This is a genomic window from Phenylobacterium sp. (genome assembly GCF_030651185.1).
Classification (GTDB): domain Bacteria; phylum Pseudomonadota; class Alphaproteobacteria; order Caulobacterales; family Caulobacteraceae; genus Phenylobacterium.
In genome coordinates this window covers 18,051-41,828 of sequence record NZ_JAUSCJ010000039.1, presented here as the reverse complement: position 1 = coordinate 41,828, position 23,778 = coordinate 18,051, and the positions used below count along the sequence as shown (strand labels likewise).

25 protein-coding genes are annotated in these 23,778 nt (G+C 69.7%); 10 read left to right on the top strand and 15 right to left on the bottom strand.

Annotated elements, in window-relative coordinates:
• Window positions 1-5 precede the first annotated feature (5 nt).
• The 10 genes from Q7J39_RS18390 to hemE form a co-directional block, all read right to left on the bottom strand.
• A complete protein-coding gene (locus Q7J39_RS18390) occupies window positions 6-728 on the bottom strand; it encodes a FadR/GntR family transcriptional regulator (protein WP_304828728.1) in 723 nt (240 codons plus the stop codon).
• Between the two features lie 112 nt (window positions 729-840).
• The gene (gene cobA / locus Q7J39_RS18385) at window positions 841-1,614 is read right to left on the bottom strand and encodes a uroporphyrinogen-III C-methyltransferase (RefSeq protein WP_304828725.1); all 774 of its coding nucleotides are present in this window, start codon (window positions 1,612-1,614) and stop codon (window positions 841-843) included.
• Complete coding sequence (locus tag Q7J39_RS18380; protein WP_304828722.1) at window positions 1,604-4,279, bottom strand: nitrate reductase; 2,676 nt, start codon at window positions 4,277-4,279, stop codon at window positions 1,604-1,606. Before Q7J39_RS18380 ends, cobA begins: the two co-directional genes overlap by 11 nt.
• Window positions 4,280-4,283: 4 nt before the next feature.
• A complete protein-coding gene (locus Q7J39_RS18375; RefSeq protein WP_304828719.1) occupies window positions 4,284-4,631 on the bottom strand; it encodes a nitrite reductase (NAD(P)H) small subunit in 348 nt (115 codons plus the stop codon).
• Window positions 4,628-7,096: a nitrite reductase large subunit NirB gene (gene nirB / locus Q7J39_RS18370; RefSeq protein WP_304828716.1), complete on the bottom strand. Its 2,469-nt coding sequence runs from the start codon at window positions 7,094-7,096 to the stop codon at window positions 4,628-4,630. The genes Q7J39_RS18375 and nirB overlap by 4 nt, the downstream gene beginning before the upstream one ends.
• A gap of 4 nt (window positions 7,097-7,100) precedes the next feature.
• Window positions 7,101-8,324, bottom strand: coding sequence for a NarK/NasA family nitrate transporter (locus Q7J39_RS18365; protein ID WP_304828713.1), 1,224 nt, complete (start codon window positions 8,322-8,324; stop codon window positions 7,101-7,103).
• Between the two features lie 223 nt (window positions 8,325-8,547).
• A complete protein-coding gene (locus Q7J39_RS18360; protein WP_304828710.1) occupies window positions 8,548-9,603 on the bottom strand; it encodes a CmpA/NrtA family ABC transporter substrate-binding protein in 1,056 nt (351 codons plus the stop codon).
• Window positions 9,600-10,178: an ANTAR domain-containing response regulator gene (locus Q7J39_RS18355; protein ID WP_304828707.1), complete on the bottom strand. Its 579-nt coding sequence runs from the start codon at window positions 10,176-10,178 to the stop codon at window positions 9,600-9,602. The genes Q7J39_RS18360 and Q7J39_RS18355 overlap by 4 nt, the downstream gene beginning before the upstream one ends.
• Window positions 10,179-10,279: 101 nt before the next feature.
• Entirely contained in the window at window positions 10,280-10,843 is a 564-nt protein-coding gene (locus tag Q7J39_RS18350; RefSeq protein WP_304828704.1) for a molybdenum cofactor guanylyltransferase, read from the bottom strand.
• The gene (gene hemE / locus Q7J39_RS18345) at window positions 10,843-11,904 is read right to left on the bottom strand and encodes a uroporphyrinogen decarboxylase (RefSeq protein ID WP_304828700.1); all 1,062 of its coding nucleotides are present in this window, start codon (window positions 11,902-11,904) and stop codon (window positions 10,843-10,845) included. The genes Q7J39_RS18350 and hemE overlap by 1 nt, the downstream gene beginning before the upstream one ends.
• Before the next feature lie 127 nt (window positions 11,905-12,031).
• On the opposite strand from hemE, the gene Q7J39_RS18340 reads away from it, so the two are divergent.
• The gene (locus Q7J39_RS18340) at window positions 12,032-12,550 is read left to right on the top strand and encodes a glycine cleavage system protein R (RefSeq protein WP_304828697.1); all 519 of its coding nucleotides are present in this window, start codon (window positions 12,032-12,034) and stop codon (window positions 12,548-12,550) included.
• Window positions 12,551-12,570: 20 nt separating this feature from the next.
• Here Q7J39_RS18340 and Q7J39_RS18335 read toward each other — a convergent pair whose 3' ends face one another.
• Window positions 12,571-13,476: an ROK family protein gene (locus Q7J39_RS18335; RefSeq protein WP_304828694.1), complete on the bottom strand. Its 906-nt coding sequence runs from the start codon at window positions 13,474-13,476 to the stop codon at window positions 12,571-12,573.
• A 660-nt stretch (window positions 13,477-14,136) separates the two neighbouring features.
• Here Q7J39_RS18335 and Q7J39_RS18330 point away from each other — a divergent pair.
• Window positions 14,137-14,526 carry a helix-turn-helix domain-containing protein gene (locus Q7J39_RS18330; RefSeq protein ID WP_304828691.1) on the top strand — a complete coding sequence of 130 codons (390 nt, stop codon included), beginning with the start codon at window positions 14,137-14,139 and terminating at the stop codon, window positions 14,524-14,526.
• A gap of 138 nt (window positions 14,527-14,664) precedes the next feature.
• Here the strand turns inward: Q7J39_RS18330 and Q7J39_RS18325 are convergent, their stop codons facing one another.
• On the bottom strand, window positions 14,665-15,288 hold the full coding sequence (locus tag Q7J39_RS18325; RefSeq protein ID WP_304828688.1) for a TlpA disulfide reductase family protein: 624 nt from the start codon (window positions 15,286-15,288) through the stop codon (window positions 14,665-14,667).
• Between Q7J39_RS18325 and argH the strand changes: the two genes are divergently transcribed.
• From argH to Q7J39_RS18305, 4 genes are all read left to right on the top strand, one after another.
• Window positions 15,287-16,705: an argininosuccinate lyase gene (gene argH, locus Q7J39_RS18320; RefSeq protein WP_304828685.1), complete on the top strand. Its 1,419-nt coding sequence runs from the start codon at window positions 15,287-15,289 to the stop codon at window positions 16,703-16,705. The genes Q7J39_RS18325 and argH overlap by 2 nt on opposite strands.
• Window positions 16,702-16,986, top strand: a complete 285-nt coding sequence (locus Q7J39_RS18315; RefSeq protein WP_304828682.1) for a hypothetical protein — start codon at window positions 16,702-16,704, stop codon at window positions 16,984-16,986. The genes argH and Q7J39_RS18315 overlap by 4 nt, the downstream gene beginning before the upstream one ends.
• Window positions 16,983-18,263: a diaminopimelate decarboxylase gene (lysA, locus tag Q7J39_RS18310; protein ID WP_304828679.1), complete on the top strand. Its 1,281-nt coding sequence runs from the start codon at window positions 16,983-16,985 to the stop codon at window positions 18,261-18,263. The genes Q7J39_RS18315 and lysA overlap by 4 nt, the downstream gene beginning before the upstream one ends.
• A gap of 62 nt (window positions 18,264-18,325) precedes the next feature.
• On the top strand, window positions 18,326-18,538 hold the full coding sequence (locus Q7J39_RS18305; protein ID WP_304828676.1) for a hypothetical protein: 213 nt from the start codon (window positions 18,326-18,328) through the stop codon (window positions 18,536-18,538).
• A gap of 2 nt (window positions 18,539-18,540) precedes the next feature.
• Here the strand turns inward: Q7J39_RS18305 and Q7J39_RS18300 are convergent, their stop codons facing one another.
• Both Q7J39_RS18300 and Q7J39_RS18295 read right to left on the bottom strand, forming a co-directional pair.
• Window positions 18,541-19,062 carry a phosphoribosyltransferase gene (locus tag Q7J39_RS18300; protein WP_304828674.1) on the bottom strand — a complete coding sequence of 174 codons (522 nt, stop codon included), beginning with the start codon at window positions 19,060-19,062 and terminating at the stop codon, window positions 18,541-18,543.
• Window positions 19,055-19,960, bottom strand: coding sequence for a DUF3426 domain-containing protein (locus Q7J39_RS18295; RefSeq protein ID WP_304828671.1), 906 nt, complete (start codon window positions 19,958-19,960; stop codon window positions 19,055-19,057). Before Q7J39_RS18295 ends, Q7J39_RS18300 begins: the two co-directional genes overlap by 8 nt.
• 302 nt (window positions 19,961-20,262) lie before the next feature.
• Here Q7J39_RS18295 and ftsE point away from each other — a divergent pair, with 302 nt between their 5' ends.
• From ftsE to Q7J39_RS18275, 4 genes are read left to right on the top strand one after another with little or no spacing between them, the layout of a single operon-like run.
• Complete coding sequence (gene ftsE / locus Q7J39_RS18290; RefSeq protein WP_304828668.1) at window positions 20,263-20,988, top strand: cell division ATP-binding protein FtsE; 726 nt, start codon at window positions 20,263-20,265, stop codon at window positions 20,986-20,988.
• Complete coding sequence (locus Q7J39_RS18285) at window positions 20,985-21,875, top strand: ABC transporter permease (RefSeq protein WP_304828665.1); 891 nt, start codon at window positions 20,985-20,987, stop codon at window positions 21,873-21,875. The genes ftsE and Q7J39_RS18285 overlap by 4 nt, the downstream gene beginning before the upstream one ends.
• Complete coding sequence (locus Q7J39_RS18280; protein WP_304828661.1) at window positions 21,872-22,489, top strand: YdcF family protein; 618 nt, start codon at window positions 21,872-21,874, stop codon at window positions 22,487-22,489. The genes Q7J39_RS18285 and Q7J39_RS18280 overlap by 4 nt, the downstream gene beginning before the upstream one ends.
• Window positions 22,490-22,491: 2 nt before the next feature.
• Window positions 22,492-23,241, top strand: a complete 750-nt coding sequence (locus Q7J39_RS18275; protein WP_304828658.1) for a 1-acyl-sn-glycerol-3-phosphate acyltransferase — start codon at window positions 22,492-22,494, stop codon at window positions 23,239-23,241.
• Here the strand turns inward: Q7J39_RS18275 and Q7J39_RS18270 are convergent.
• On the bottom strand, window positions 23,238-23,777 hold the full coding sequence (locus Q7J39_RS18270) for a gamma-glutamylcyclotransferase (protein WP_304828655.1): 540 nt from the start codon (window positions 23,775-23,777) through the stop codon (window positions 23,238-23,240). The two genes, Q7J39_RS18275 and Q7J39_RS18270, sit on opposite strands and share 4 nt — an antisense overlap.
• Window position 23,778: the final 1 nt, after the last annotated feature.

Below are 23,778 nucleotides of genomic sequence, written 5' to 3'. Positions count from 1 at the left end.
GCGCTCTAGGCGCCCGCGGCCTTCCCCGCCGCGGCTTCCTGCTCAATCAGCACCAGGGCCTCCAGCATCAGCTCGCGCATCGCGCGGCTGGCGCCCTCGGTGTCGCCGGCAAGGATGGCGTCGGAGACCTTCTGGTGGTCGGCGATGCTGGCCAGGCGGACGCCCTTGCGGCGATTGGTCAGGCGGATGGAGGTGCGCAGGGCGACGTCGATCAGGTCGCGCATCTGGGTGAGGAAACGGTTTCCGCTCGCCCGCAGGATGGCCACGTGGAAGGCGATGTCCGACTCCAGCGGATCGTCCTCGCCCCGCTCGGCGGCCTTCATGCGGTCGAGGGCGGCGATGATGGCGGCCTTGGCCTCATCGGTGGCCAGGCGCGCGGCCATGGAGGCGGCCATGGGCTCGATGGCCAACCGCACCTGGGTGAACTCCAACAGCAGGGTCGGCGAGAACTTGCGCTCCAGGAACCAGCGCAGCACATCGGGGTCCAGCAGGTTCCAGTTGGTCTCCGGCTCCACCCAGGTGCCCTGGCGCGGGCGGGCGTTCAGCAGGCCCTTGGTGGTCAGCATCTTGACCGCCTCGCGCAGCACGCTGCGGCTCACCCCCAGGCGCTTGCACAGCTCGGCCTCGATGGGGAACGGGTTCTGCGCGCCATAGACGCCGCAGACGATCTCCTGGCCCAGGCGCTGGACGATGTCGTGGGTGAAGCTACGGCCGTGGGTGGTCCTCATCGGCGGTTCGCCGGCGCGCCGCGCGCGACCAGGTCAGCGTGCGAAATGAGACACCTCCAGGCCCGCAGCTTGGGTGCGGTCTGGAAAGCATGTTCCAGCTTGGGCCTGACGGTCAAGCGCGCAGGGCGTGGACGATATCTGCGGGCGCCTGGCGGAGAGCGCCGGACGCCAGGGCGGTGACGTCGCCCACCACGATCATCACCGGTCCGCCGCCGGTGGTCGCGGCCAGGGCCGGCAGGCCCTCCAGCGAGCCGGTAACGAACCGCGCGTCCAGGCTGCCGACATTCTCGATCACCGCCACCGGGGTGGCGGGTGCTCGGCCCGCGGCGATCAGGCGGGCGCGGATCTGCTCGGCGGCGGCCCCGCCCATATAGATGGCCAGAGTGGTCTCTGGATCGGCCGCGCCGTCCCAGTCGGCCACCAGCCGGCCCGCGGTCAGGGTCGCGGTGGCGAACACCACGCGCCGCGCCAGGCGGCGATGGGTCAGGGGGAAGTCGAACTGGGCCGCCGCCGCGCAGGCGGTGGTGACGCCGGGCACGGTCTCCACCGGCACGCCGTGCGATTTCAGGAAGGCGCTCTCCTCCCCCACCCGGCCGAAGATCGAGGGATCGCCGCCCTTTAGCCGCACCACCCTCAGGCCGCGCCGCGAAAGCCGCAGCATCAGGCGGTTGATCGTGTCCTGCGCCATGCTGGTCCGCCCCGCCCGCTTGCCGGTCTGGATGCGGATACAGGTGGCCGGCGCCAGGTCGAGGATCTCGGGCCCGACAAGGGCGTCATAGAGCAGGGCCTGGGCGCCCTGGACCGCGCGCATGGCGCGGACCGTCATCAGGTCGGCGGGACCGGGGCCTGCGCCCACCAGCAGCACCTGACCGAGATCATGCGGCATCCTGGGTCTCCTTGATGGTGTTGAGCGCGGCGATGCGGCGGGCGATCTCGGGGCGGCAGGAGCCGCAATTGGTCCCGGCGCCGGTGGCTGCGCCGATGGCCTCAACGGTGGCGGCTCCGCCACGTACGGCATCGTCGATGGTGCGGGCGCCAACCTTCAGGCAGGCGCAGACGGTGGGCCCCTTGTCGATCACGGGACCGGGCGGACGGCCAAACAGCAGGGTGGCGCGCGCGGCGGGGGGAACGTCCTGCTCGAAGAGGTCGGCCAGCCAGTCGCGGGGCGGCAGGGCGCCGCCGGTGGCGACGAACAGCACGCGCTCCAACCGATCGCCGGTAATCCAGGCGTCGCGCCGCGCGCCGGTGGCGAGATCGCCATAGCTCAGCAACTCACCCGTGGGCTCGCCGATCCAGCGGCGCAGACCCTCGCGCTCATCCTCGTCTCCACGCCCGGCGAACTCGTGCAGGGTGCAGGCGGTCTGCGGGATGCGCCGCCAGATCAGGTCCGCGCCCTCCGGCGGGGCGAAGCCCCTGCGGTCGATCAGGAAGCCCTTCCAGGTTTCGCGATAAGCGCGCACCCGAGCGGGCGTGTGCTTGAACTCCGGCTGCCCGGAGGTGGGGTCGATATTGGGCGCGATCAGCGCATTGGACCGCCCGGAAGGCGCATAGGCCTTGGTCCAGTGCATCGGCATGAACACCCCACCCTGCCGCTGGCGGTCGGTCAGCCGGGCCAGCGCCACGGCCTCGCCGCGCACGGTCTGCACCCGGGTCAGGACGCCCTCGGTGACCCCGACGGCGGCGGCATCCTCCGGGTGGATCTCCACGAAGGGCTCCGGCGCGTGACGCCACAGGTCGGCGGCCAGGCCCGTGCGGGTCAGGGTGTGCCACTGGTCGCGGATGCGGCCGGTGTTGAGCGAGAGGGGAAAGGCCGGATCGCAGGCGGTGGCCGGGCCTTTGGGGGCGACCGGCATCATGTTGGCCCGCCCATCCAGCGTCTGGAAGGTCCCATCGGTGAACAGGCGCGGCGTGCCCAGGCGGTCGGTGCCTACCGGCCACTGGACCGGCGCAAGCTCGTCGTAGCCCGCCTGCGACAGGCCCACGAGGCCCGACAGGTTGAGTGTTCGGCTGAGGTTCTCAAACGCCGTGAGGCGGGTCCATTCGCGGAACACGCTGGCCTGGCTGGCCCAGGAAAAGGCGTCGCCGAAGCCCATGGCGTCAGCCACCTCGGCGACGATCCGCCAGTCGGCCTTGGCCTGGCCCGGCGCCGGGAAGAGGGCACGCTGGCGGGAGATCCGCCGCTCCGAATTGGTGACCGTGCCATCCTTCTCGCCCCAGGCCAGGGCCGGCAGCTTCACGTGGGCGAAGGCCATGGTGTCGGTGTCGGCCATGCAGTCGGAGACGACGACGAAGGGGCACTTGGCCAGGGCCTCGCGCACACGTCCGGCGTCCGGCATGCTCACGGCCGGGTTGGTGGCCATGACCCAGATGGCCTTGATCCGCCCGTCGTGGACGGCCTCGAACATGTCGACAGCCTTCAGGCCGGGCTTGGGCGAGGTCTTCGGCGCACCCCAGAAGCGGGCCACGCGGGCCACGTCGTCCGGGGCGAAGTCCATGTGACCGGCCAGGGTGTTGGCCATGCCGCCGGTCTCGCGGCCGCCCATGGCGTTGGGCTGGCCGGTGATCGAAAAGGGACAGGCGCCGGGCTTGCCGATGCGTCCGGTCGCCAGGTGGGCGTTGAGGATCGCCAGGCCCTTGGACACGCCCTGGGCCGACTGGTTGGCGCCCATGGAGAACAGGCTGACGGTCTTGGGGGTCTCGACGAACATCGAAAAGAAGGTCTGGAGATCGGCCAGCGCCAGTCCGCAGTCGGCGGCCACGGCGGCCGGCGACTGGTCGGCTTTGGCAAGCTCGGCCTCCACGCTGGCGAAGCCGTTGACGTGCTCGGCGATGAAGCTGCGGTCGATGGCCCCGCGCGAGATCAGGTCGGCCAGCAGACCGTTCCACAGCCGCACGTCCATCTGTGGCGCCAGGGGCAGGTGAAGGTCGGCCACCTCGGCGGTGTCGGTACGGCGCGGGTCGATGACCACGTGACGCTGACCCCGGACGCGCTGGGCCTCCATGCGGCGGAACAGCACCGGATGGGTCCAGGCCGCGTTGTGGCCACTGAACACCACCAGGTCGGCGAGATCGAGGTCCTCATAGCAGCCGGGCACCAGGTCGGCGCCGAAGGCCTGCTTGTGGGCCGCCACCGCCGAGGCCATGCAGAGCCGGGAATTGGTGTCGATATTCCCCGAACCGATGAAGCCCTTCATCAGCTTGTTGGCGGCGTAATAGTCCTCGGTCAGCAGCTGGCCCGAGACATAGAAGGCCACCGAGTCCGGGCCATGGCGAGCGATGGTCTGGGCGAACCGGCGGGCCACCAGGGATGTCGCTTCCGACCAGCCTACTTCCCGCTCGCCGATCATCGGGCTGAGCAGCCGGCCCTCCAGGCCCACTGTAGCCCCGAGCGTCGAACCCTTGGAACACAGCCGACCTTCGTTGGCCGGGTGGGAGATGTCGCCGCTCACCGCCAGGCTCCGGCCCTGGGCCACCACGCCCGAGACGCCGCACCCCACGCCGCAATAGGGGCAGGTGGTCTTGACGGCGGGGACGAGGGAGCCGTCGGCCACGGGTCTAGCCTCCGACCACGCCCAGCATCAGGCGGCCGTCCACCACCTCCAGCGGAACCACCGGCGCGCAGCCGTGGCCCTTGTCGGCGCCGGTCCCCTCGCCGGTGGCGAGATCGATGACCCGGCCATGCAGCGGGCAGGTCACCGACTGGCCGTGCACGATCCCCTGGCTGAGCGGACCGCCCTTGTGGGGGCACTTGTCCATCAGGGCGAAGACGGCCCCGTCGCCGGTGCGGAAGATGGCGATGTCGCCCCGCGGGCTGGGCACGCGGCGGGCCCCACGGCGCGGGATGTCGGTCACCGCGCCGACGTCGGTCCAGAGGATGGCGGGTTCCTTGACGAGGGCGTTCATGCGGGTTCGAACTCCAGGCGGCGGCTAAGCGGATTGAACTCTTCGGTGTGGCGGCCGGCGACGCGTTCCGCCCACGGATCGATGCGCGAGAAGCGCTGCGAATAGGCGAAGCGGTCATAGAGCGCGCGGCGGTCGTCAGGGTCGGCCAGGGCCGCCTTGATGCTGTCGAGCCCGACCCGGTCCATCCACTTGTAGATCCGCTCCAAGTACCAGCCCTGCTCGCGGTAGAGCTGCACCAGGGCGCAGATGGTCCACATCGCCTCCTCCTCGGTGGCGACCTTGGTCAGGATCTCCGTGCCGCGGATATGCAGGCCCGCGGCGCCGCCGACATGGATCTCGTAGCCACTGTCGACGCAGATGACGCCGACATCCTTGCAGGTCGCCTCCGCGCAATTGCGGGGGCAGCCCGATACCGCCAGCTTGACCTTGGCGGGCGTCCAGGACCCCCACATGAACTTCTCCAGCCGGATGCCCAGGCCCGTGGAGTCCTGGGTCCCGAACCGGCACCAGTCGGCGCCGACGCAGGTCTTCACCGTGCGCAGCCCCTTGGCGTAGGCGTGACCCGAGACCATGCCGGCCGCGTTGAGGTCGGCCCAGACCGCCGGCAGGTCGTCCTTCTTGACCCCCAGCAGGTCGATGCGCTGGCCGCCCGTCACCTTGACCGCCGGAATGGCGAACTTGTCGGCCACGTCGGCGATGGCCCGCAGTTCGTCGGGCGTGGTCATGCCACCCCACATGCGCGGCACGACGGAATAGGTCCCGTCCTTCTGGATGTTGGCGTGGACCCGCTCGTTGATGAACCGCGACTGCTTGTCGTCCTGGTAGTCTCCCGGCCAGGCGCAGATCAGGTAGTAGTTGAGCGCCGGCCGGCACGAGGCGCAGCCGTCCGGAGTCGTCCATTCCAGGGCCTGGTGGATGGCCGGCATGGACTTCAGCCCGCCCTCGACGATCGCGCGCCGGACCACGTCGTGGGTGTGGCTCGTGCACTTGCACATCGGCGCGGGGCCAGTCTGAACCTGGAAGCCGTCGCCCAGGGTCAGCTTCAGCAGCTTCTCCACCAGCGGCGTGCAGGAGCCGCAGGAGGCCGAGGCCTTGGTGACGCCGCGCACGGCGTCCAGCGTGGTGAGCCCCTGGGCCGTGATGGCCCCGGTGATCTGCCCCTTGCACACGCCGTTGCAGCCGCAGACCTCCTGGTCGTCGGACATGGCCGCAACGGCCGAACTAGGGTCCAGGCCCGACAGGCCCTCCGTGATGGCCTGGCCGAAGATCAAGGTCTCGCGGATGCCGCTGACATCGGCCCCCTGACGCATCAGGTCGAAGTACCAGCCGCCATCGGCGGCGTCGCCGAACAGCACCGCGCCGGCCACCTTGCCGTTTTCCAGGACCACGCGCTTGTAGACGCCACGGCCCGCGTCGCGGAACACGATGTCCTCGCAACCCTCTCCGCCCGCGAAGGCGCCGGCCGAGAAGACGTCCACGCCGGACACCTTCAGCCGGGTCGAGAGCATGGAGCCGCCATAGGCGCTGGCCTCGTCGCCGGTGAGCGCCGCCGCCAGGGTCTTGCACATGTCCCAGATGGGAGCGACCAGACCGTAGGCCACGCCCCGATGCTCGGCGCATTCGCCCACCGCATAGATGTCAGGATCGTCGGTGCGCATCTGGTCGTCGACCACCACGCCGCGCGCCACGCCGAGACCGGCGGCCTTGGCCAGCGCCGTATTGGGCCGGATGCCGACGGCCATCACCAGGATGGAACAGGGCAGCACGCGGCCGTCCGACAGCTTCAGGCCGCTGACCTTGCCGTCCTCGCCGAGGATGGCTTCGGACTGGGCCGACAGCACCGTCTCCACGCCGCGCTGCGAGAGCGCCTCGGTGAGCAGGAAGCCCGCGGCCGAGTCGAGCTGGCGCTCCATCAGCACGTCCATCAGGTGGACCACGGTGGCCTTCATGCCGCGCTTGGCCAGGCCGTAGGCGGCCTCCAGACCCAGCAGGCCCCCGCCGATCACCACCGCCGCGCCACCGGCGTCGGCGGCGGCCACCATCTGCTCCACGTCATCCAGGTCGCGGAAGGTGACCACGCCCTTCAGGTCCGCGCCCGGCAGAGGCAGGCGGACGGGGTCCGAACCGCTCGCCAGGATCAGCCGGTCGTAGGCGACCGACAGTCCGCCCTCGGCCGACACCGTCTTGGTCGCCCGGTCGATCCCGGTGACCGCGCGGCCGGCGTGCAGGGTGATGGCGTTGTCGCGGTACCAGGCCTCGTCATTGATGACGATGTCGTCGAAGGCCTTCTCTCCCGCCAGCACCGGCGAGAGCATGATGCGGTTGTAGTTCACCCGCGGCTCGGCGCCGAAGATGGTGATCTCGTAGTGGTCGGGGGCGCGCTTGAGGATGTCCTCCACCACCCGGCACCCGGCCATGCCGTTGCCGATGACGACGAGACGCTGCTTGGAAGCTTGCTGGGTCATCGCTTCAGACCCGGACCGGAGCGGCGTCGGCGGGGGCCAGGGTCGGCCAGACCGCGCGCCAGTGGTTCTTCAGTCCGGCCAGCGCCACCAGGGCGAAGACCGCCAGGGCCGCGAAGCCTAGGAAACCGAACTGGTAGGTGCCGCCCAGCTTCTTGGCCAGGCCGAGGGTGGAGGCCAGGTAGAAGCCGCCGACCCCGCCAGTCATGCCGATCAGACCGGTCATCACCCCGATCTCCTTGCGGAACCTCTGGGGGGCCAGTTGGAACACCGCGCCGTTTCCGGCGCCCAGGGCCGACATGCAGAGGATGAGAACCCCGAAGGCCATCCAGACATTGGGCATCTGGAAGCTGGCGGTGACCAGACCGATGGCCGCGAAGCCCAGCACCACGATCAGGGTCCGCACCCCACCGAAGCGGTCAGCCAGCGCCCCGCCCACCGGCCGGATGAAGGACCCGGCGAAGACGCAGGCGGCGGTGAAGAAGCCCGCCTTCACCGGGTCGATGCCGTATTCGGAATTGAAGTAGATGGTCAGGGACGAAGACAGCCCCACGAAGCCGCCGAAGGTCACGCTGTAGAGCAGCATCAGCCACCAGGCGTCGGCGACCTTCAGAACGTCCAGATACTCCGAGAACTTCTTGGGCTCGGGCTGCTCCGGCGCGTCCTTGGCCATCAGAAGATAGACGACGAAGGCGATGGCCAGCGGGATGATCGCCAGGCCGATGACGTTGTTCCAGCCGAAGGTCTTGGCCAGCAGCGGGGCAAACAGGGCCGCCAGCGCGGTGCCGGAATTGCCGGCCCCGGCGATGCCGAGCGCCAGGCCCTGATGCTCCTGCGGATACCAGCGGGACGCAAGCGGCAGGGCCACGGCGAAGGAGGCGCCGGCCACGCCCAGGAGGAGACCCAGCACCAGCACCTGGTGATAGTTGTGAACCCCCAGAAGCCAGGCGGTTGCGAGACCGGTGATCACGATGCTCTGGCCGATCAGGCCCGTGCGCTTGGGACCGATCCGGTCGACCATCACCCCCGCCACCAGCCGCAGCAGGGCGCCCGCCAGCACCGGGAGGGCCACCATCAGGCCCTTTTGAGCGGGATCGAGGTGGAAGTCCTTGGCGATGGCCACGCCCAGCGGGCCCAGCAGGACCCAGACCATGAAACTGAAGTCGAAATAGAGGAAGGCGGCGAACAGGGTGGGCGTGTGGCCCGACTTGAGGAAGGAACGGCTCAACATGGACTGGAACCTCGGATGAACGAGAGCGGCGGCATCGCCGTTGGGGTGACCGCATCCGAGCGGTCGTCTCGATCAGCCGCGAACGTCGTTGTCCGTGGGCCTGCCCTCATGACGCACTGCAACATGGCCGCTGTCAGCCGGCGTGGGGCGGCGCCCGGCGAGTTCGTGGGCGACGCCTATTTCGCAGGCGCCGCAAAATCATCGGTGATTAAAAACGAGGCGCTCAGCCCGCGTCGAAGGACTTGCCGTCGAACAGGGGCCCCGGCGGGGTCAGCGCATCGGGGCCGAGTCCCGTGGCCTTCAAGGCCTCCAGCGCCAGGTCGGGCCGGTAGACGCGGGCGATCAGGGCGTCGGTGTCCAGCTCCGCGCCGATCTGATTCCATCGCCGCATCTGGGCGAGGAACCACCGGGCGTGCTCCCGGCGCGGAACCGCCGCGCCGTCGCGGTGGAAGATCAGTTCGTCCCCCAGCGCCGGGGCGATCGCCTCGGCCGGCGCCCCGACATAGTCCGGCTGCGCCAGCAGGGCGGCCAACTCGTCGTGGTGCTCCGCCACATCGCACCAGGCCTGGGCCCGGACCAAGGCCCGCAGCAGGGGCGGCAAGCGATCATCCTGCGCGAAGGCCGCGCCGGCCCCCAGCACCTTGTCAGGGCCCGCCGGCCAGAACTGCGAGGTGCGCAGGGCCACGCGCCCCAAGCCGCCCCGGGTCGCCACCGTGTTCCACGGCGCGCCGACGCAGACCCCGTCGACCTGGCCGGTGCGCAGCTGCTCCACCATGCGCGGCGGCGGCGTCACCACCAGCCGCACGTCGCGATCCAGGTCGACCCCGGCCTCCGCCAGCCAGTAGCGCAAGGCGTAGTTGTGCATCGAATAGGGGAAGACGACGGCGAAGGTCAGCGGCGGCTCACCGCCCGCCCGGCGCTGGTCGATGAAGCCCGCGAGCCCCGCGGCGATCTCCTGCAAGGTCTCGGCGCCCGTGGGCAAGGCCTGGCTCAACCGGTTGGACAGGGTCACGCCGGCCCCGTTCACCGCCAGGGCCAGGGGCGCGATCATCGGCGACACCGGACCGCCGGCGCCGGCCGTGGCGGCGAGCGCCATGGGCGCCAGCATGTGGGCGGCGTCCAGCGCGCCCACCGTCACCTTGTCGCGGATCGTGGCCCAGGAGGCCTCGCGGCTCAGAACCACGTCCAGGCCTTCGCCCGCGAAGAAACCCTTGGCCTCGGCCACCACCAGAGGCGCGCAATCGGTCAGGGGGATGAACCCCAGGGTCAGGCGGCTCACGAGGCGTCTCCCTTCAGCACGCCCGCGAAGGCCAGCAGATCCGTCGCCACCGCGCCGATCGGCCGGCCGGTGTCCATGGCCAGCTTGCGCAACAGCTTGTAGGCGGCGTCCTCGTCCAGGCCCCGCTCCTTCATCAGCAGGCCCTTGGCGCGGTCCACCACCTTGCGGGATTCCAGGTTGGCCTTGGCCTTCGCCAGGTCGCCGCGCAGCTGCTGCATCAGCGAGAACCGGGTCATCGCCACCTCCAGGATCGGCCGCACCCGGGCCGGCGCCAGCCCGTCGACGATATAGGCCGCCACCCCGGCGCGGATCGCCTGCTCGGCCAGGCCTGGCTCGGAGCGGTCGGCGAACATCACCACCGGGCGCGGATTGGTCTCGCCGGCCTCGCGCAGGCTCTCCAGGGTGTCGCGGTCGGCGCTGTCGCAGGCCACCACGATGATGTCGGGGGAAAAGCTCGCCACCTCGGCTGAGTCGAACTGCGCGCTCTGGCGCACCTCCAGCGGATCGACGCCCTCAAGCCCCTCGGCCACCAGCGCCGCACGGGCGGGGTCGGGATCTATGACTAGGACGCGCATGGGGCTCTGCTAACGGCCAAGGCCGGACAAGACGCCACCTCGATGGCGCAAAACGCCCAAGGCGCAGCCTGGACGCCCATTTTCAGGGCAGGCATCGCAACTCATTTGGGCGCCTTAGGCCCATCGGGCTCGCCCGCCAAGCGATCACGCTCTTCCGGCGTATTGGCGCCGCGCAGCCTGGGCAACAGCCCAGGGTGCAGCGGGACCTGGATCAGGCCCGCCCGCTCCACGAACCGCCGCAGCGGCCAACTGGCCTCGGCGTCCTGCGGAACAGCGGAGATATCCAGCACCATCGGCAAGGGCTGACCGTCATAGGCTGCCCCGACGCCGCCGGCCGCCAGTAGGGGCGCCAGGTCCTCAGGATTGATCGTCGGCGCGTCCACCGCCAGCACCAGCACCCGTCCCACCTGCCCCCGCGCCAGGGCGATGCCGGCCAGCACGCCGGCCACGGGCCCGCTCAGCGGCGCGGGATCGGGCGCCCGGGGCAGGCCGAACTCGCCGTCCCCCGCCGAGACCACCAATGTGGCGCCGACCGCGCGGGCCAGATCGGCCACCCGGTCGACGGCGCGCCGCCCATCCCAGAGCTGAACCGCCTTGTCCGTCCCCATCCGCCGCGACGCCCCGCCGGTCAGGATGATCGCGCCAAGGGTGGGAGACGAGGACACTAGGCGCGCCAAGCCTGAACCTGCGCCACCAAGGCCGCGACATGCTCGGGCGGCGTGGTCTTGGGAATGCCGTGTCCCAGGTTGAAGATGAACGGCCCGCTGTTGGCGGCGCGCAGGATCCTCTCCACCTCGGCGGTCAGCGCCGCACCGCCGGCCACCAGTAGTTGTGGGTCGAGATTGCCCTGGATGCAGCGGCCCAACTCGCCCTGGATCTTCGCCGCCGCCCAGGCCAGCGGCACGGTATTGTCCAGCCCGACGCAGTCGGCGCCCACCTGCGCGGCATAACTCTCGTAGAGCAGGCCCGCCGCGCGCGGGAAGGCGATCACCGGCACGTCGGGGTGTTTGGCCTTCAGCGCCTTGATGATTTCGGCGACGGGTTCGACGCACCAGCGCTGGAAGAAGGGCTCGGGCAGGATGCCCGCCCAGCTCTCGAACAGCTGGACCGCCTCGGCGCCGGCCTGAATCTGGCGGTCGAGGAACTCAATCGCCGCCGACGTCAGCATGTCGATCAGCGGCTGGAAGCCCTCCGGATCCGACAGCGCCCATTGCCGGATGATCGCGTGATCGGTGGCCCCGCCGCCCCGGCCCTCGACCATATAGGTGGCCACGGTCCAGGGCGCGCCGGCATAGCCGATCAGAGTGACCTCGGCCGGCAGGGCGACCACCAGCCTCCGCACCGTCTCGTAGATCGGAGCCAGGGCCTCATGCAGGTTCGAGAGGCTCAGATGGAGAGCGATATCCTGCGGCGAGCGGATCGGCGGGCTCAGCGTCGGCCCCTCGCCGTCCACATATTCCAGGGTTTGGCCCAGGGCCGCGGCCAGCTGCGGCAGGTCGGCGAACAGGATGACGCCGTCGAGGCCGAAGCGCCGGATCGGCTGCAGCGTCACCTCCACCGCATGTTCTGGTGAATTGCACAGCCCCAGCATCCCGCCGGCGGCGTCGCGGGTGAGGTGATACTCCGGCAGATACCGCCCGGCCTGCCGCATCAGCCAGATCGGCGTCCGCTCGGTCCGCTGCCCCTTCAGCGCGCGCAGCAGCAACTTCTCCTGGGCCTGGGCCATGCTGTTCTCGTCTTGCGTGGAAGTTGCGGCGCATCCCTACCAAGCCGCCCCATCGCCGCCAACGCCCGAAGGCCGACCCTACAAATCCGGATTGACTGCGGCGGGGGTCAGTCCGAGAGAGTTGCCCATGGCGACCTTGATCCTCAGCGTAACCGGCAGCGACCGGCCCGGCCTGACCCAGGCCCTGGCCGCCGCCGTGCTCTCGGCGGGCGGCAACTGGCTGGAAAGTCATCTCAGCCGGCTCGGCGGACTCTATGTCGGATCGGTGCTGGTGGAGGCCGGCGACGCCGAGGCCCTGCGCGCCGCCGTGCAGTCGGTGGACGCCCAGGGCCTGGAGGTTCGCATCGCGCCGGCGCTGGAGACCCCCGAGGCCGGCGGCGAGGAGGTGCTCTTCGCCCTGGTCGGCCAGGACCGGCTCGGCATCGTCCACCAGGTGACGGCGATCCTCAGCGGGCTGGGCGTCAACATCGAAGCGTTCGAGACCCGGATCAGCGCCGAGCCGCACTCCGGAGGCGCGCTCTTCCACCTGGACGCCCGTCTGCGCCTGCCGCCCGCCCTGACCGGCCAGGACGTCCAGGCGGCGCTGGAAGCCATCTCCGCCGAGATCATGGTCGACATCTCCCTGGCCCCGGCGACCGGACGCTGAGGGGGCCGCGACCGCGAGGCCTACCGCGTCGAGGTCTGACGCCGGGCGAGGATGAGGGCGCCCTCCAGGCCGGAATGCTCCAGGGCCGGCGGCCGCAGATAGTTCGGGCCCGGGATTATCGCCGCGCCGTAGTCGCCCAGGTTCCGGGTGAGGGCCAAGGCCACCTCGGCCAGCAGGCCCGGCGTCGACATCACGCCGCCGCCCAGCACGATGCAGCGCGGCGACCAGGCTAGCGCCAGGCTGGCGCAGAGCTGGCCCAGATAGTCGGCGGCGAGGGCCCGAATGTCGGCCCGGTCGCGCAAGGTCTCGCCGTCGGCCAGCCGCCGCCCCAGCGCCGGCCCCGCCGTCAGTCCCTCCGCGCAGTCGTCGTGGAAGGGGCAGGTGCTGGGGATTGTGTCGCCTTCTCGCCGCTTGATCCGCAGGTGCCCGATCTCCGGGTGCAGCGCCCCCTTCAGCGTGCGGCCCTCCACCACCAGCCCCCCGCCGATCCCGGTGCCCACGGTGACATAGGCCACGGCGTCCAGGCCGCGCGCGGCGCCCATGGCCTGCTCGGCGATGGCGGCGGCCGCCACGTCGGTCTCCAGGACGACCGGCGCCTGCAACCGCTCGGCCAGGGACTTGGACAGATTGAAGCCGCTCCAATGCGGCTTGGGCGTCGACAGCATCAGGCCGCAATCGGGCGAGGCGGGGTCGACGATCAGCGGGCCGAAGCTCGCCAAGCCGATGGCGGTGAGTTGGTCGCCCGGCGCCATCTGACCTTGGATGGCGCCCACCAGGTCGGCCATCGCCGCCTGGGGAGTCGTGGTCGCGAACCGCTGGTTCGGCGGCGCGCCGTCGGCCGGGTTCCGCGCGTCGTCCGCCTCGGTGACCCGGCAGAGAATCTTCGAGCCGCCGGTCTCGATGGCGGCGATCAGCACGCGGGTCATGAGAGGCTCCTCGACGCGCCCTTAAGGCTCCCACCGCAACCCGGCTCCCGTCGCCGGCCTCTTATCACGGGCGCTGTCAGCGGCACAAAATAGGCTCAACGCCTTCCACTTCGCCCGGCGCGGCATGGACACCTTTTCACCAAACCGGGCGCCTCTCAGCGGCATCGCCAACGCGACTCGCCGCGGAAAGTCGCGCACCGGTATTCACCCCATTTTGGGTGATGGCGACTCTGGTCGATTCCAGTCGTCATAGGTTTGAAGACCCGCGCCGGTTGAACCCGCCGCGCTGGACAATTCCACAACTCAAGTTCGCTGAGCGATTTCTACCCAAACTGAGTATAGGATTTCGCGCATGGCCATACGTCCGCTCACCGGCGCCCTGGTCGAAGGCCCGCGCCGCCTGCGTCCTCCACCGGAAATTCGCGCTATCGCGACTGATTTTCAAGTGAAATCCCCTACGCCGCGAACCAGATCTCCGCGAATACCGAACGTGATCAGCGGGATTGTCGGCTGAGACGCTCATGCAGCTATGCAAAGCTGTAATATTCGACTTTACTCGCCGAATCTTAAAGTGCCGCGCCCGGCCGCCCCCACCGAGCGCGCGCCGTGGTTGAGGAGAACCAGACCGTGCCGGAGCCATCCAACAAGACCCCGGATCCGATGGACGTAGCCTTGGGTGCAGCGGTGCGAATCCGCAGACGAACGATCGGCATGTCGCAGGAGGCCTTGGCCGAACAGTGCGGCGTCAGTTTCCAGCAGATTCAGAAATATGAGAACGGCGCGAACCGCATCTCGTTCTCGCGACTGGTGCAGATCGCCCGCGCCTTGCGCTGCCGCGTGGTGGACTTGATGGACGTGCTCGACACGCCCGGCCACGACGCCGTGGGCGACCTCGACCTGCTGTCGCGGATGCGCACGCCGGGCGCCCTGGAACTTCTGGCCGCCTTCGAGAAGCTGCCGCAGGACGCGCGCGCCTCCCTCGTCAGCTTCATGCGCGCCCTGACTGGCCCCGACGGCGCGCTTCGCAGCAAGCAGAAGGAACTGGCCTGAGGGCTGGACCGGCTGAACATCGGGTGAGTTACGCCCCCCGGGCCATCGTCCGCGCGGCGGCGCTCTACGCCTAGGTGGCAAGAGGGGCGTGAGGAAGGCGCGCGCGGACTGAAGCCGTAGCCCTTGGCGGTGTTGGGATCAGCTCTCGGCCAGCACCTTGTCGATCACCGCCTTGGCCTCGGCGCTGGACCAGTCGGCGCCGCCCGCGAGACGGGCCCGCTCCACGCCATCCTTGCCGAAGATCACCGTGGTGGGCATGCCGGTCGCCGCCGGCTTGAAGTCATAGGGCAGCTTCAGCTTGGGGTCCCGATAGAAGACCAGGGGCGCGTGTTTGGCGATGAACAGGCGCGCCTTGTCGGCGTCGCGATCGCCGTCGATGCTGACCACCACCACGGCCACCGGCTGGCCCTGATATCCCGCCGCCAGCTTGGCCAGGGTCGGCATCTCGATAACGCAGGGCCCGCACCAGGTGGCCCACAGATTGACCACCACCACCTTGCCCTGGAAGTCCGCCAGACGGACCGGTTTGCCGTCAGCGTCCTGGAAGCTGGTGACCGGCGCGGGGCCGGCTTCCGCCGGGAAGATCAGCTTGGCCATCTCGCCCTTGGCCAGACTCTTCAGACTCGTTGTCTGGCGGGGGTTTATGGATGCCTGCGCCATGATGTAGACAACCGCCGCGACGCCCATCAGGGCGACGCCCCAGAGCGCGCCCTTCAGCAGGCGCGATTTGGGTTTCGACGTCTCTTCGGGTGCTTGGCTCATGTCCGACGACTCCACTCACGGTTCTGACGCGCCCGCATCTGGCCAGGCCATGTGGGGCGGAAGGTTCAGCGCGAAACCGGCCGAACTGATGCAGGCGATCAACGTCTCCATCGGGTTCGACAAGCGCCTGGCGCCGCAGGACCTGGCGGGGTCCCGCGCGCACGCGGCGATGTTGCGCAAGCAAGGCGTCATTACAAGCGCCGACGAGCAGCAGATCCAGGGCGGGCTGCAGGCCATCGAGGCCGAGATGGCCGCCGGGACCTTCCCCTATCGCGACGAGTTCGAAGACATCCACATGAACGTGGAGGCCCGGCTGCGCGAGCTGATCGGCCCGGTGGCCGGACGCCTGCACACCGCCCGCTCCCGCAACGACCAGGTGGCGGTCGACTTCCGCCTGTGGGTGCGCGACGCCTGCGACCGCACCATCGTCCAGCTCCGTGCTCTTCAGCAGGCGCTGATCCTCAAGGCCGAGGCCCACGCCGAGACCCTGATGCCGGGCTTCACGCACCTGCAACCGGCCCAGCCCGTGACCTTCGGCCACCACCTGATGGCCTATGTGGAGATGTTCGGCCGCGACGCCGGGCGCTTCGCCGACGCGCGCCGCCGGATGAACGAGTGCCCCCTTGGCGCGGCTGCCCTGGCCGGATCGCCCTTCCCCATCGACCGCGACGCGACGGCCCGGGCACTCGGCTTTGACCGGCCCACCGCCAATTCCCTCGACAGCGTCTCGGACCGCGACTTCGCCCTGGAGGCCCTGGCCGCCGGCACCTTGACGGCCATCCACCTGTCGCGCCTGGCCGAGGAGATCGTGATCTGGATGACTCCGCAGTTCGGCTTCATCAAGCTGACCGACGCCTTCACCACCGGCTCCTCGATCATGCCGCAGAAGAAGAACCCGGACGCCGCCGAGCTGGTGCGCGCCAAGACCGGCCGCCTGATGGGCTCCTTCACGCAGCTCGCCGTGGTGATGAAGGGCCTGCCGCTGGCCTATTCGAAGGACATGCAGGAGGACAAGGTGCCAACCTTCGACGCCTTCGATGCGCTTGAGCTGTCCCTGGCCGCCATGACCGGGATGGTCGATGACATGGAGCCGGTTTCGGCGAAAATGGCCGCCGCCGCCGGCGCGGGCTTCTCAACCGCCACCGATCTCGCCGACTGGCTGGTGCGGACCCTCGACATGCCGTTCCGCGACGCCCACCATGTGACGGGCGCGGCGGTGAAACGGGCCGAGCAGCTTGGCTGTGATCTCTCCGACCTGCCCTTGAAGGATCTTCAGGCCCTGTCCCAGGGGATCACCGCCGAGGTCTACGATGTTCTCACCCCACGGGCTTCCGCCGGGAGCCGGAAAAGCTACGGCGGCGCCGCGCCGGACCAGGTTCGCGCCCAAGTCGCGCGTTGGAAGGATATGCTGAAATGACCCTTCGCCCCCTCGTGCTGATCGGCGCGCTCGCGCTTTCGGCCACCGTCCTGTCGGGCTGTGGCAAGATGGGCGAACTGGAACGTCCTGGCCCCATCGGCCAGCCGCGCTCCAACGCCGACGCCGGCGCCAAACCCACCCGTTCGATCCGCACCGTCGATCCCCGCGACCGCAATTCCGATCCCGCCCCGCAGCGGCAGGCGCCGATCGAGAGCACCAACGACCCGATGGCCAGCGGCCCGCAGGGGGCGCTGAACGACCCCTACGCCCGCCCGCGATGAACCACTTCGAGCTTTCGGGGGGCGAGCTCGCCTGCGAGGACGTCAGCCTGACCGCGATCGCGGAAGCGGTCGGCACGCCGGTCTATGTCTATTCCACCGCCACCCTGGAGCGGCACTACACGGTGCTGCGCGACGCCCTGGTGAACGAGGGCCTGGGCGATCCGCTGATCGCGTTCGCCGTGAAATCCAACTCCAACATCGCCGTCCTGCGAACCCTGGGAAACCTGGGAGCCGGCGCCGACACAGTCTCCGAGGGCGAGATCCGCCGCGCCCTGGCGGCCGGCATCCCCGGCGATCGCATCGTCTTCTCCGGGGTCGGCAAGACCGAGGCCGAGATCGCCTTCGCGCTCAAGTCCGGCGTGGCGGAGATCAATGTCGAGTCCGAGCCCGAGATGCACATGGCCTCGGCGGTCGCCCAGTCGCTGGGGACCCGAGCCACGATCGCCATCCGCGTGAACCCGGACGTCTCGGCGGGCGGCCACGCCAAGATCTCCACCGGCAAGTCCGACAACAAGTTCGGCGTCTCCTTTTCAGAAGCCGAGCGGCTCTACGCCCAGGCGTCCAACAATGCGGGCCTGAAACCCATCGGCGTCACCTGCCACATCGGCAGCCAGATCACCCACCTGGCCCCGCTGGAGGAAGCCTTCGTCAAGATGCGCGGCCTCGTCGAGCGCCTGCGAGGCGAGGGCCTGGCCGTCGAGCGGCTGGACCTGGGCGGCGGCCTGGGGGTGCCCTATTTCAACATGCCGACCCCGGCCACGCCCGCCGACTACGCCGCCATGATCGCGCGGACCATGAAGGGCCTGGACGTCCAGTTCGCCTTCGAGCCCGGCCGGATGATCAGCGCCAACGCCGGCGTCCTGCTGTCGACCGTGCAGCACATCCACGAGCGCCCCGAGGGTCGCAAGTTCGCGGTGCTGGACGCGGCCATGAACGACCTGATCCGGCCGGCCATGTACGACGCCTATCACGACATCCGCCCGGTGAAGCCCCGCCAGGGCGATCCCGTCACCTATGATGTGGTGGGTCCGATCTGCGAGACCGGCGACACTTTCACCCGAGACCGCGACCTGCCGCGCCTGGAGGCCGGCGACCTGGTGGCCTTCATGAGCGCCGGCGCCTACGGGGCGGTGATGTCGAGCGAGTACAACAGCCGCCTGCTGGTCCCAGAGGTGCTGGTGAGCGGCGACCGCTTCGCAGTGATCCGGCCACGCCCGACCTATGAGGACATGCTGGCCCGCGAGGCCATGCCCGACTGGCTGGCTCCGGAGGCCTGACAGGCGCTCGGAACCCCTTGGGGCCGGCCATTGTTCCCTTGGGTGACCTAGGAGGTCTCCTCATGAGTACGCGAGTCTATATCGCCGCCGTTCTTGGCCTGATGGTCGCCGGCGTGCTGTTCGGCATCGGCGCCATTCCGGTCTTGATGATCCCGGCCCTGTCGGCGAAGGCCAACCTGCTCCTGCCCATCGTCGTGGTCCTGTCGATCGTCTTGACCCCGCCGATCGCCTGGAAGCTCGCACCGAAACTGCGCGCCAAGCCCCACGCGCCCTAGGATCAGTCCAGCGCCCCGATATAGGGCAGGCCCCTCAGGGCCCCCGCCGCGTCCATGCCGTAGCCCACCAGGTAGCGGGCCGGAGCCTCCCAGGCGACGAAGTCCGGCACAATGGCCCGCGGCGTCGGCCAGGGCTTGGAGGCGAAGACGGCGGTGAAGGTCCGGGCGGCGCCCGCGTCGCCCACCAGGCGGCTGGCTTCCGACAGCGACAGGCCGGTGTCGATGACGTCATCGATGATCAGGGCGGTGCGGCCCGACAATGGGCGCTGCAGGTCGGCGCGCACCTCGCAGCGGCCCAGGCTGGCGCGCTCATCGCCATAGGAGGCCAGCCACAGGGCGTCGAAGCGTACATGGCGGCCGATACGCGACAGGGCCCGCGTCAGGTCCGAGGCGAACCATATCCCCCCGGTCAGCAGGCAGACCGCCACGGTGTCGTCGTCGATCCGGGGCGCGATCTCGGCGGCCAGGGCCGCGACGCGGGCGGCGACCTCAGCTTCGGACAGCAGGACGACGGGATCAGCCATGGGGCTCCAGGGCGTAGGGGCTGTCGGAGGACAGGGGCTTGGCCTCCACCGGCGCGGGGGTGTGGGCGGCGTCGGGCGCGTGGGCGGCTTGCGGCGCATCGGCCTCGGCCGCGCCGCGCAGGGAATGTTCTGGCGCCGGGTGGGCGGTTATCGGCGCCTTGGCGTGGGCTTTCTTGCCCTTGGCCTTGGCGGTGTCCGGCGCGAATGAAATCTGCAGGTCATGGGCCGTGGTGGGCGGGTCGAGGATGGCGAGCGCGAAGTGACGGGTCTCGCCGGGCGGCACCACCGGATCGGCGGGACGGGCGACCTTGGTGACGATGGTCTTGCCGGCCTTGTCGAGCAGTTCGATCTTCAGCGGCGGCGTGACGATGGCGTGGTCTTCCACATTGCGGATCATGCCGGAGATGGAGAGCGCGGCGTGGCCGTCCTGCAGGGCGGGTTCGGCCCGCGAGCCCTCGATCACCAGGCCGAGCGTGTTCACCGGCAGACCGGCCAGGGCATAGGCCTTGGCCGAGCCCGGCATGATCTTCACCACGTCGACCCGGAAGACCACCGCCAGACCGACCACGATGGCGATGGTCGCCGCCATGCCGGCCCAGACGATGCCGTGGGCCGCGGCCTCGCGCACCTTGCGGGTGGTCTCCACCTTGGCGCGGATCACCTTGGGCAGTTCGGCGCCGGGCAGGTCACTCAGCGCGGCGGGTTCCTCGATCTGAGGTTCGAAGGGATCGCGGGCGACCGCGCCCTCCTCGGCCGAGACGTCCAGTTCCAGGGTCGCCTCAGGGTGCGCCGTCCAGCGGTGGCCACAGGAGGCGCACTTCACCGCACGGCCCTCCGGGGCGATCTTGCGATCGTCCACGAAATAGCTGGTGGCGCACTCTGGACAGGTCAGGATCATGACGGCGGAATGGGTCTCGTAACCTGGGCTGTTGTTCTGGAGCGTCGCCGCCCTGGCGCGATCGCGGGTCTGGAGGTTCGCCCTCCGGGCCCGCACCGAATCCAGCGCGAACTGTTACCGCGATTCCTAACATGCGGGCCTTGCCAAAACCCAAATCCCTGGCAGCGGCGTATCGTCCGGCAGGAGATTCGCCCGTCAGGCGAGCGGCGCCGCAAGCTTGACCCTAGGACCGGAAGGCTCCGCGGCCGTCCGAACGGGTTCTGCTGGCGCATCGACCGGGCTTAGGGTAGCCGGGAAGGCCGATGCCCAGACAGCCGCATGATGAGGGGGCGCTCGACGCCGATGGCGCCGTCCTGGCGTTTGACGACGTGTCGATGCGCTATGGCCGCGCGCCCGAGACGTTGAAAGACCTCAACTTTTCCCTGGCGCCGGGCTCCTTTCACTTCCTCACCGGAGCCTCCGGCGCCGGCAAGAGCTCGCTGTTGAAGCTGATCTATCTGGCCGCAAAGCCCTCCAAGGGCCTGATGCACCTGTTCGGCCAGGACGTGTCGGCCGTACCGGTGAAGGAGCAGCCGATGCTTCGCCGGCGGATCGGGGTGGTGTTCCAGGAATTTCGCCTGCTGGACCATATGAGCGCCTTCGACAATGTGGCCCTGCCCCTGCGCATCGCCGGCCGCAAACCCGACAGCTACCGCCAGGATGTGGCCGAACTGCTGGCCTGGGTGGGCCTGCGCAGCCGGATGCACGCCATGCCCGCGACCCTGGCCGGTGGCGAGAAGCAGCGGCTGGCCATAGCCCGCGCCGTGGTCAACCGCCCCGACATCCTGTTGGCCGACGAGCCCACGGGGAATGTTGATCACGAGATGGGCCTGCGCATTCTGCGGCTGTTCGTGGAGCTGAACCGGCTGGGCACCACCGTGCTGATCGCCACCCATGACCAGGACCTGGTGGCCCGTTCGGGCAAGCCGGTGCTGCACCTGGAGGAGGGCCGGCTGACCCAGCTCGGTCCCGTGGGAGGCGCCGGATGAGCGACTTCGATCCCCTCCGCTGGAAGCCCGCCCCCTTCCTGCCCGAGGCCGACGCCCGCGACGGCTCGCTGATCTTCGTGGTGGCCACCCTCTGCTTCCTGGCCTGCCTGACGGCGCTGGCCGTGCTGGCCACCGACCGCGCGGCTCGCGGCTGGAGCGACCAGCTCAGCGGCCAGGCCACCGTGATCGTGCGGGCCAAGGGCGCCGAGACCCCCGACAGCGCCGCCGCCCGCGCCGCCGAGGCGCTCTCAGGCCTGCCCGGCGTCGGCGAGGTCCGCGCCCTGGAAAAGGAGAAGGCCGAGGCGCTGATCGCCCCCTGGCTCGGCGACATCGCCGACCTGGACGACCTGCCGGTGCCGCGCCTGGTGGCCGTCGACCTCGACCCCAAGGCTCCGGCCACGCCCCAGAGCCTGGAAAAGGCCTTGAAGGCCCAGGGCCTGGACGCCGTGGTCGACGACCACTCCATCTGGCTGAAGGACATCCAGCGCGCCGCCGGTTTCGCCCGCTGGGTCGGGCTGGCGGTCTTCGCCCTGATCGCCGCGGCGGCGGGGGCCGTGGTGGCCTTCGCCACCCGCGCGGGCCTCACTGCCCGCCATGAGGTGGTGGAGGTGCTGCACCTGGCGGGGGCGGAGAACGACTTCATCGCCCGCCTGTTCCAGATGCGGTTTGCGCGCATGGCCGCGCTGGCGGGCTTGTTCGGCGCGGGCGGTGCGGCGATCATGGGGGCGATACTGCGTCTCATGGGAGGGGGCCAAGGCTTGACTCCGGTGCTGCCCATCGTCTGGACCGACCTGCTGGCCGTCCTGCCCTGCCCCGTGGCGGCGGGTCTGGTGGCGGCCGTCGCCGCGCGCCTGACCGCCCAGGCCCTGATCGCGAAGATGACATGAGAAGCCTCGTCGCGATCCTGGTGGCCGCCCTGATCTGGACGGTGGGCCTGCTTTCCTTCACCGCCCGCATCGAGACCTCGACTCCCGTCGCCGAGCCGGCCCGCGCCGACGGCATCGTGGCGCTCACCGGCGCCGGCTCCAACGAGCGCCTGGCCGCCGGCGTCAGCCTGCTGGAGGACGGCAAGGCCCAGCGGATGCTGGTCTCCGGGGTCAATCCCGAGGCCAGCCGCGAGGACATCCGCACGGTGAGCAAGGCGGTCCGCCGACTCTATGACTGCTGCGTGGACCTGGACTTCACCGCCGCCGACACGGTGGGCAACGCCCGCGAGACCGCCGACTGGGCCAGGAACCTGCGCTACAAGAGCCTGATCGTGGTCACCGCCGACTATCACATGCCCCGCGCCATGCTGGAGCTACGGGCCACCATGCCCGACATCGACCTGCGCCCCTATCCGGTGGCCACCAAGGTCGTGAACGCCAAGCGCTGGTGGCGCACCAGCGGCGGCGCCCGCTTGATGATCGTGGAATATTCCAAGTATCTGGCGATCCTCGGCCGCGAGGCGGTCCGGAAGCTGGGGCCGAACGACGCCCCGGCCCAAGACAAGAAGGCCTGACCTTGCAGAAGCTTCGCTCCCTGACCTTCGCCGTGGTGTTCTACGCCTGGTCGGTCTTCGTCTCCCTGGTGATCCTCACCCCGATGCTGATCGCGCCGCGTAGCTGGACGGCGGCGACCTTCGGCCTGTGGAGCCGGGGCATCCGCTTCCTTTTGAAGGTGATCGCCGGGATCGAGGTCGAGGTGCGGGGTCGTGAGTTCATGCCCACCACCGCGGCCCTGGTGGCCCCCAAGCACCAGTCGATGTTCGACGTCTTCTCCCAGTTCTCCCTGCTGCCGGACGCCTGCTTCGTCACCAAGAAGGAGCTGCTGATGATCCCCTTCTTCGGCTGGTTCGCCATGAAGGCGACCATGATCAGCGTCGACCGCGCCGGCCATTCCACGGCCCTGCGCAAGCTGGTCCGCGACGCCAAGGACCGCTTCAAGATCCCGCGCCAGCTGGTGATCTTCCCTGAAGGCACCCGCGGCGATCCCGGCGCGCCCGGCGACTACAAGCCCGGCATCGCGGCCCTCTACCGCGAGCTGGACCTGCCGGTCTATCCGATGGCCACCAACGCCGGGGTCCACTGGTCGCGCAAGGGCTTCAACCTGACGCCGGGCGTGATCGTCTTTGAATATCTGGAGCCCATCCCGCCGGGCCTGAAGCGCGGCGAGTTCATGCGCACCCTGGAGGAGCGGATCGAGACCGCCACGGAGAAGCTCCTGGACGCCGACCCCGCCTACAGGCCGCCTGCCGCGGTCGCAGCCACTTAGGCCGCGTCGAGCTCGCGGGCCTCCACCAGGCCCAGCAGTCTGGCCATGACCACGTCGTGGACCCCTTCGGCCCGCAGGTGTTCCACCAGGTCACGAAGGTAGTCGACATTCTTGCCCGAAAGCCCCGTCGCGCCGGCGATCAGTTGCGCCTGCCGCTCCAGGCTGAGCGCGCCGGCCCACTGCGGGTGCTTGATGTCAGAGAGGAAGACCAGGGTCTCGACCCGGCGACCGTCACCCAACCGGACATTGGCGCGGCTCTCGACATAGGTTTCGGTGGGTTGCTCGCGTTCGCGCAGATAGGCGTAGGTTTCCGCCCAGTCGCTTTCCGGCACCCGGTAGGCGGCGCCCCGCACCGCGCCGCCGGGCGCCAAACCCAGGACCAGTCCCGGGCGTTCATAGGTGCCACGGTGGTGGACGGAATAGATGCAGAAGGCGCGGCGGCGGCCATGTAGGGTGGCGGTCTGGCGCTCGACGTATGCGAAGCCAGGCCGCCACATCAACGACCCGTAACCGAAAACCCAACGCTCAACAGACATG

Bases quoted from the DNA above. Each gene is read 5' to 3' on its own strand.
- Q7J39_RS18390 (WP_304828728.1), bottom strand. From the start codon at position 728: ATGAGGACCACCCACGGCCGTAGCTTCACCCACGACATCGTCCAGCGC.
- cobA (WP_304828725.1), bottom strand. From the start codon at position 1,614: ATGCCGCATGATCTCGGTCAGGTGCTGCTGGTGGGCGCAGGCCCCGGT.
- Q7J39_RS18375 (WP_304828719.1), bottom strand. From the start codon at position 4,631: ATGAACGCCCTCGTCAAGGAACCCGCCATCCTCTGGACCGACGTCGGC.
- nirB (WP_304828716.1), bottom strand. From the start codon at position 7,096: ATGACCCAGCAAGCTTCCAAGCAGCGTCTCGTCGTCATCGGCAACGGC.
- Q7J39_RS18365 (WP_304828713.1), bottom strand. From the start codon at position 8,324: ATGTTGAGCCGTTCCTTCCTCAAGTCGGGCCACACGCCCACCCTGTTC.
- Q7J39_RS18355 (WP_304828707.1), bottom strand. From the start codon at position 10,178: ATGCGCGTCCTAGTCATAGATCCCGACCCCGCCCGTGCGGCGCTGGTG.
- hemE (WP_304828700.1), bottom strand. From the start codon at position 11,904: ATGGCCCAGGCCCAGGAGAAGTTGCTGCTGCGCGCGCTGAAGGGGCAG.
- Q7J39_RS18340 (WP_304828697.1), top strand. From the start codon at position 12,032: ATGGCGACCTTGATCCTCAGCGTAACCGGCAGCGACCGGCCCGGCCTG.
- Q7J39_RS18335 (WP_304828694.1), bottom strand. From the start codon at position 13,476: ATGACCCGCGTGCTGATCGCCGCCATCGAGACCGGCGGCTCGAAGATT.
- Q7J39_RS18330 (WP_304828691.1), top strand. From the start codon at position 14,137: ATGGACGTAGCCTTGGGTGCAGCGGTGCGAATCCGCAGACGAACGATC.
- argH (WP_304828685.1), top strand. From the start codon at position 15,287: ATGTCCGACGACTCCACTCACGGTTCTGACGCGCCCGCATCTGGCCAG.
- Q7J39_RS18325 (WP_304828688.1), bottom strand. From the start codon at position 15,288: ATGAGCCAAGCACCCGAAGAGACGTCGAAACCCAAATCGCGCCTGCTG.
- Q7J39_RS18315 (WP_304828682.1), top strand. From the start codon at position 16,702: ATGACCCTTCGCCCCCTCGTGCTGATCGGCGCGCTCGCGCTTTCGGCC.
- lysA (WP_304828679.1), top strand. From the start codon at position 16,983: ATGAACCACTTCGAGCTTTCGGGGGGCGAGCTCGCCTGCGAGGACGTC.
- Q7J39_RS18305 (WP_304828676.1), top strand. From the start codon at position 18,326: ATGAGTACGCGAGTCTATATCGCCGCCGTTCTTGGCCTGATGGTCGCC.
- Q7J39_RS18300 (WP_304828674.1), bottom strand. From the start codon at position 19,062: ATGGCTGATCCCGTCGTCCTGCTGTCCGAAGCTGAGGTCGCCGCCCGC.
- Q7J39_RS18295 (WP_304828671.1), bottom strand. From the start codon at position 19,960: ATGATCCTGACCTGTCCAGAGTGCGCCACCAGCTATTTCGTGGACGAT.
- ftsE (WP_304828668.1), top strand. From the start codon at position 20,263: ATGCCCAGACAGCCGCATGATGAGGGGGCGCTCGACGCCGATGGCGCC.
- Q7J39_RS18285 (WP_304828665.1), top strand. From the start codon at position 20,985: ATGAGCGACTTCGATCCCCTCCGCTGGAAGCCCGCCCCCTTCCTGCCC.
- Q7J39_RS18280 (WP_304828661.1), top strand. From the start codon at position 21,872: ATGAGAAGCCTCGTCGCGATCCTGGTGGCCGCCCTGATCTGGACGGTG.
- Q7J39_RS18270 (WP_304828655.1), bottom strand. From the start codon at position 23,777: ATGTCTGTTGAGCGTTGGGTTTTCGGTTACGGGTCGTTGATGTGGCGG.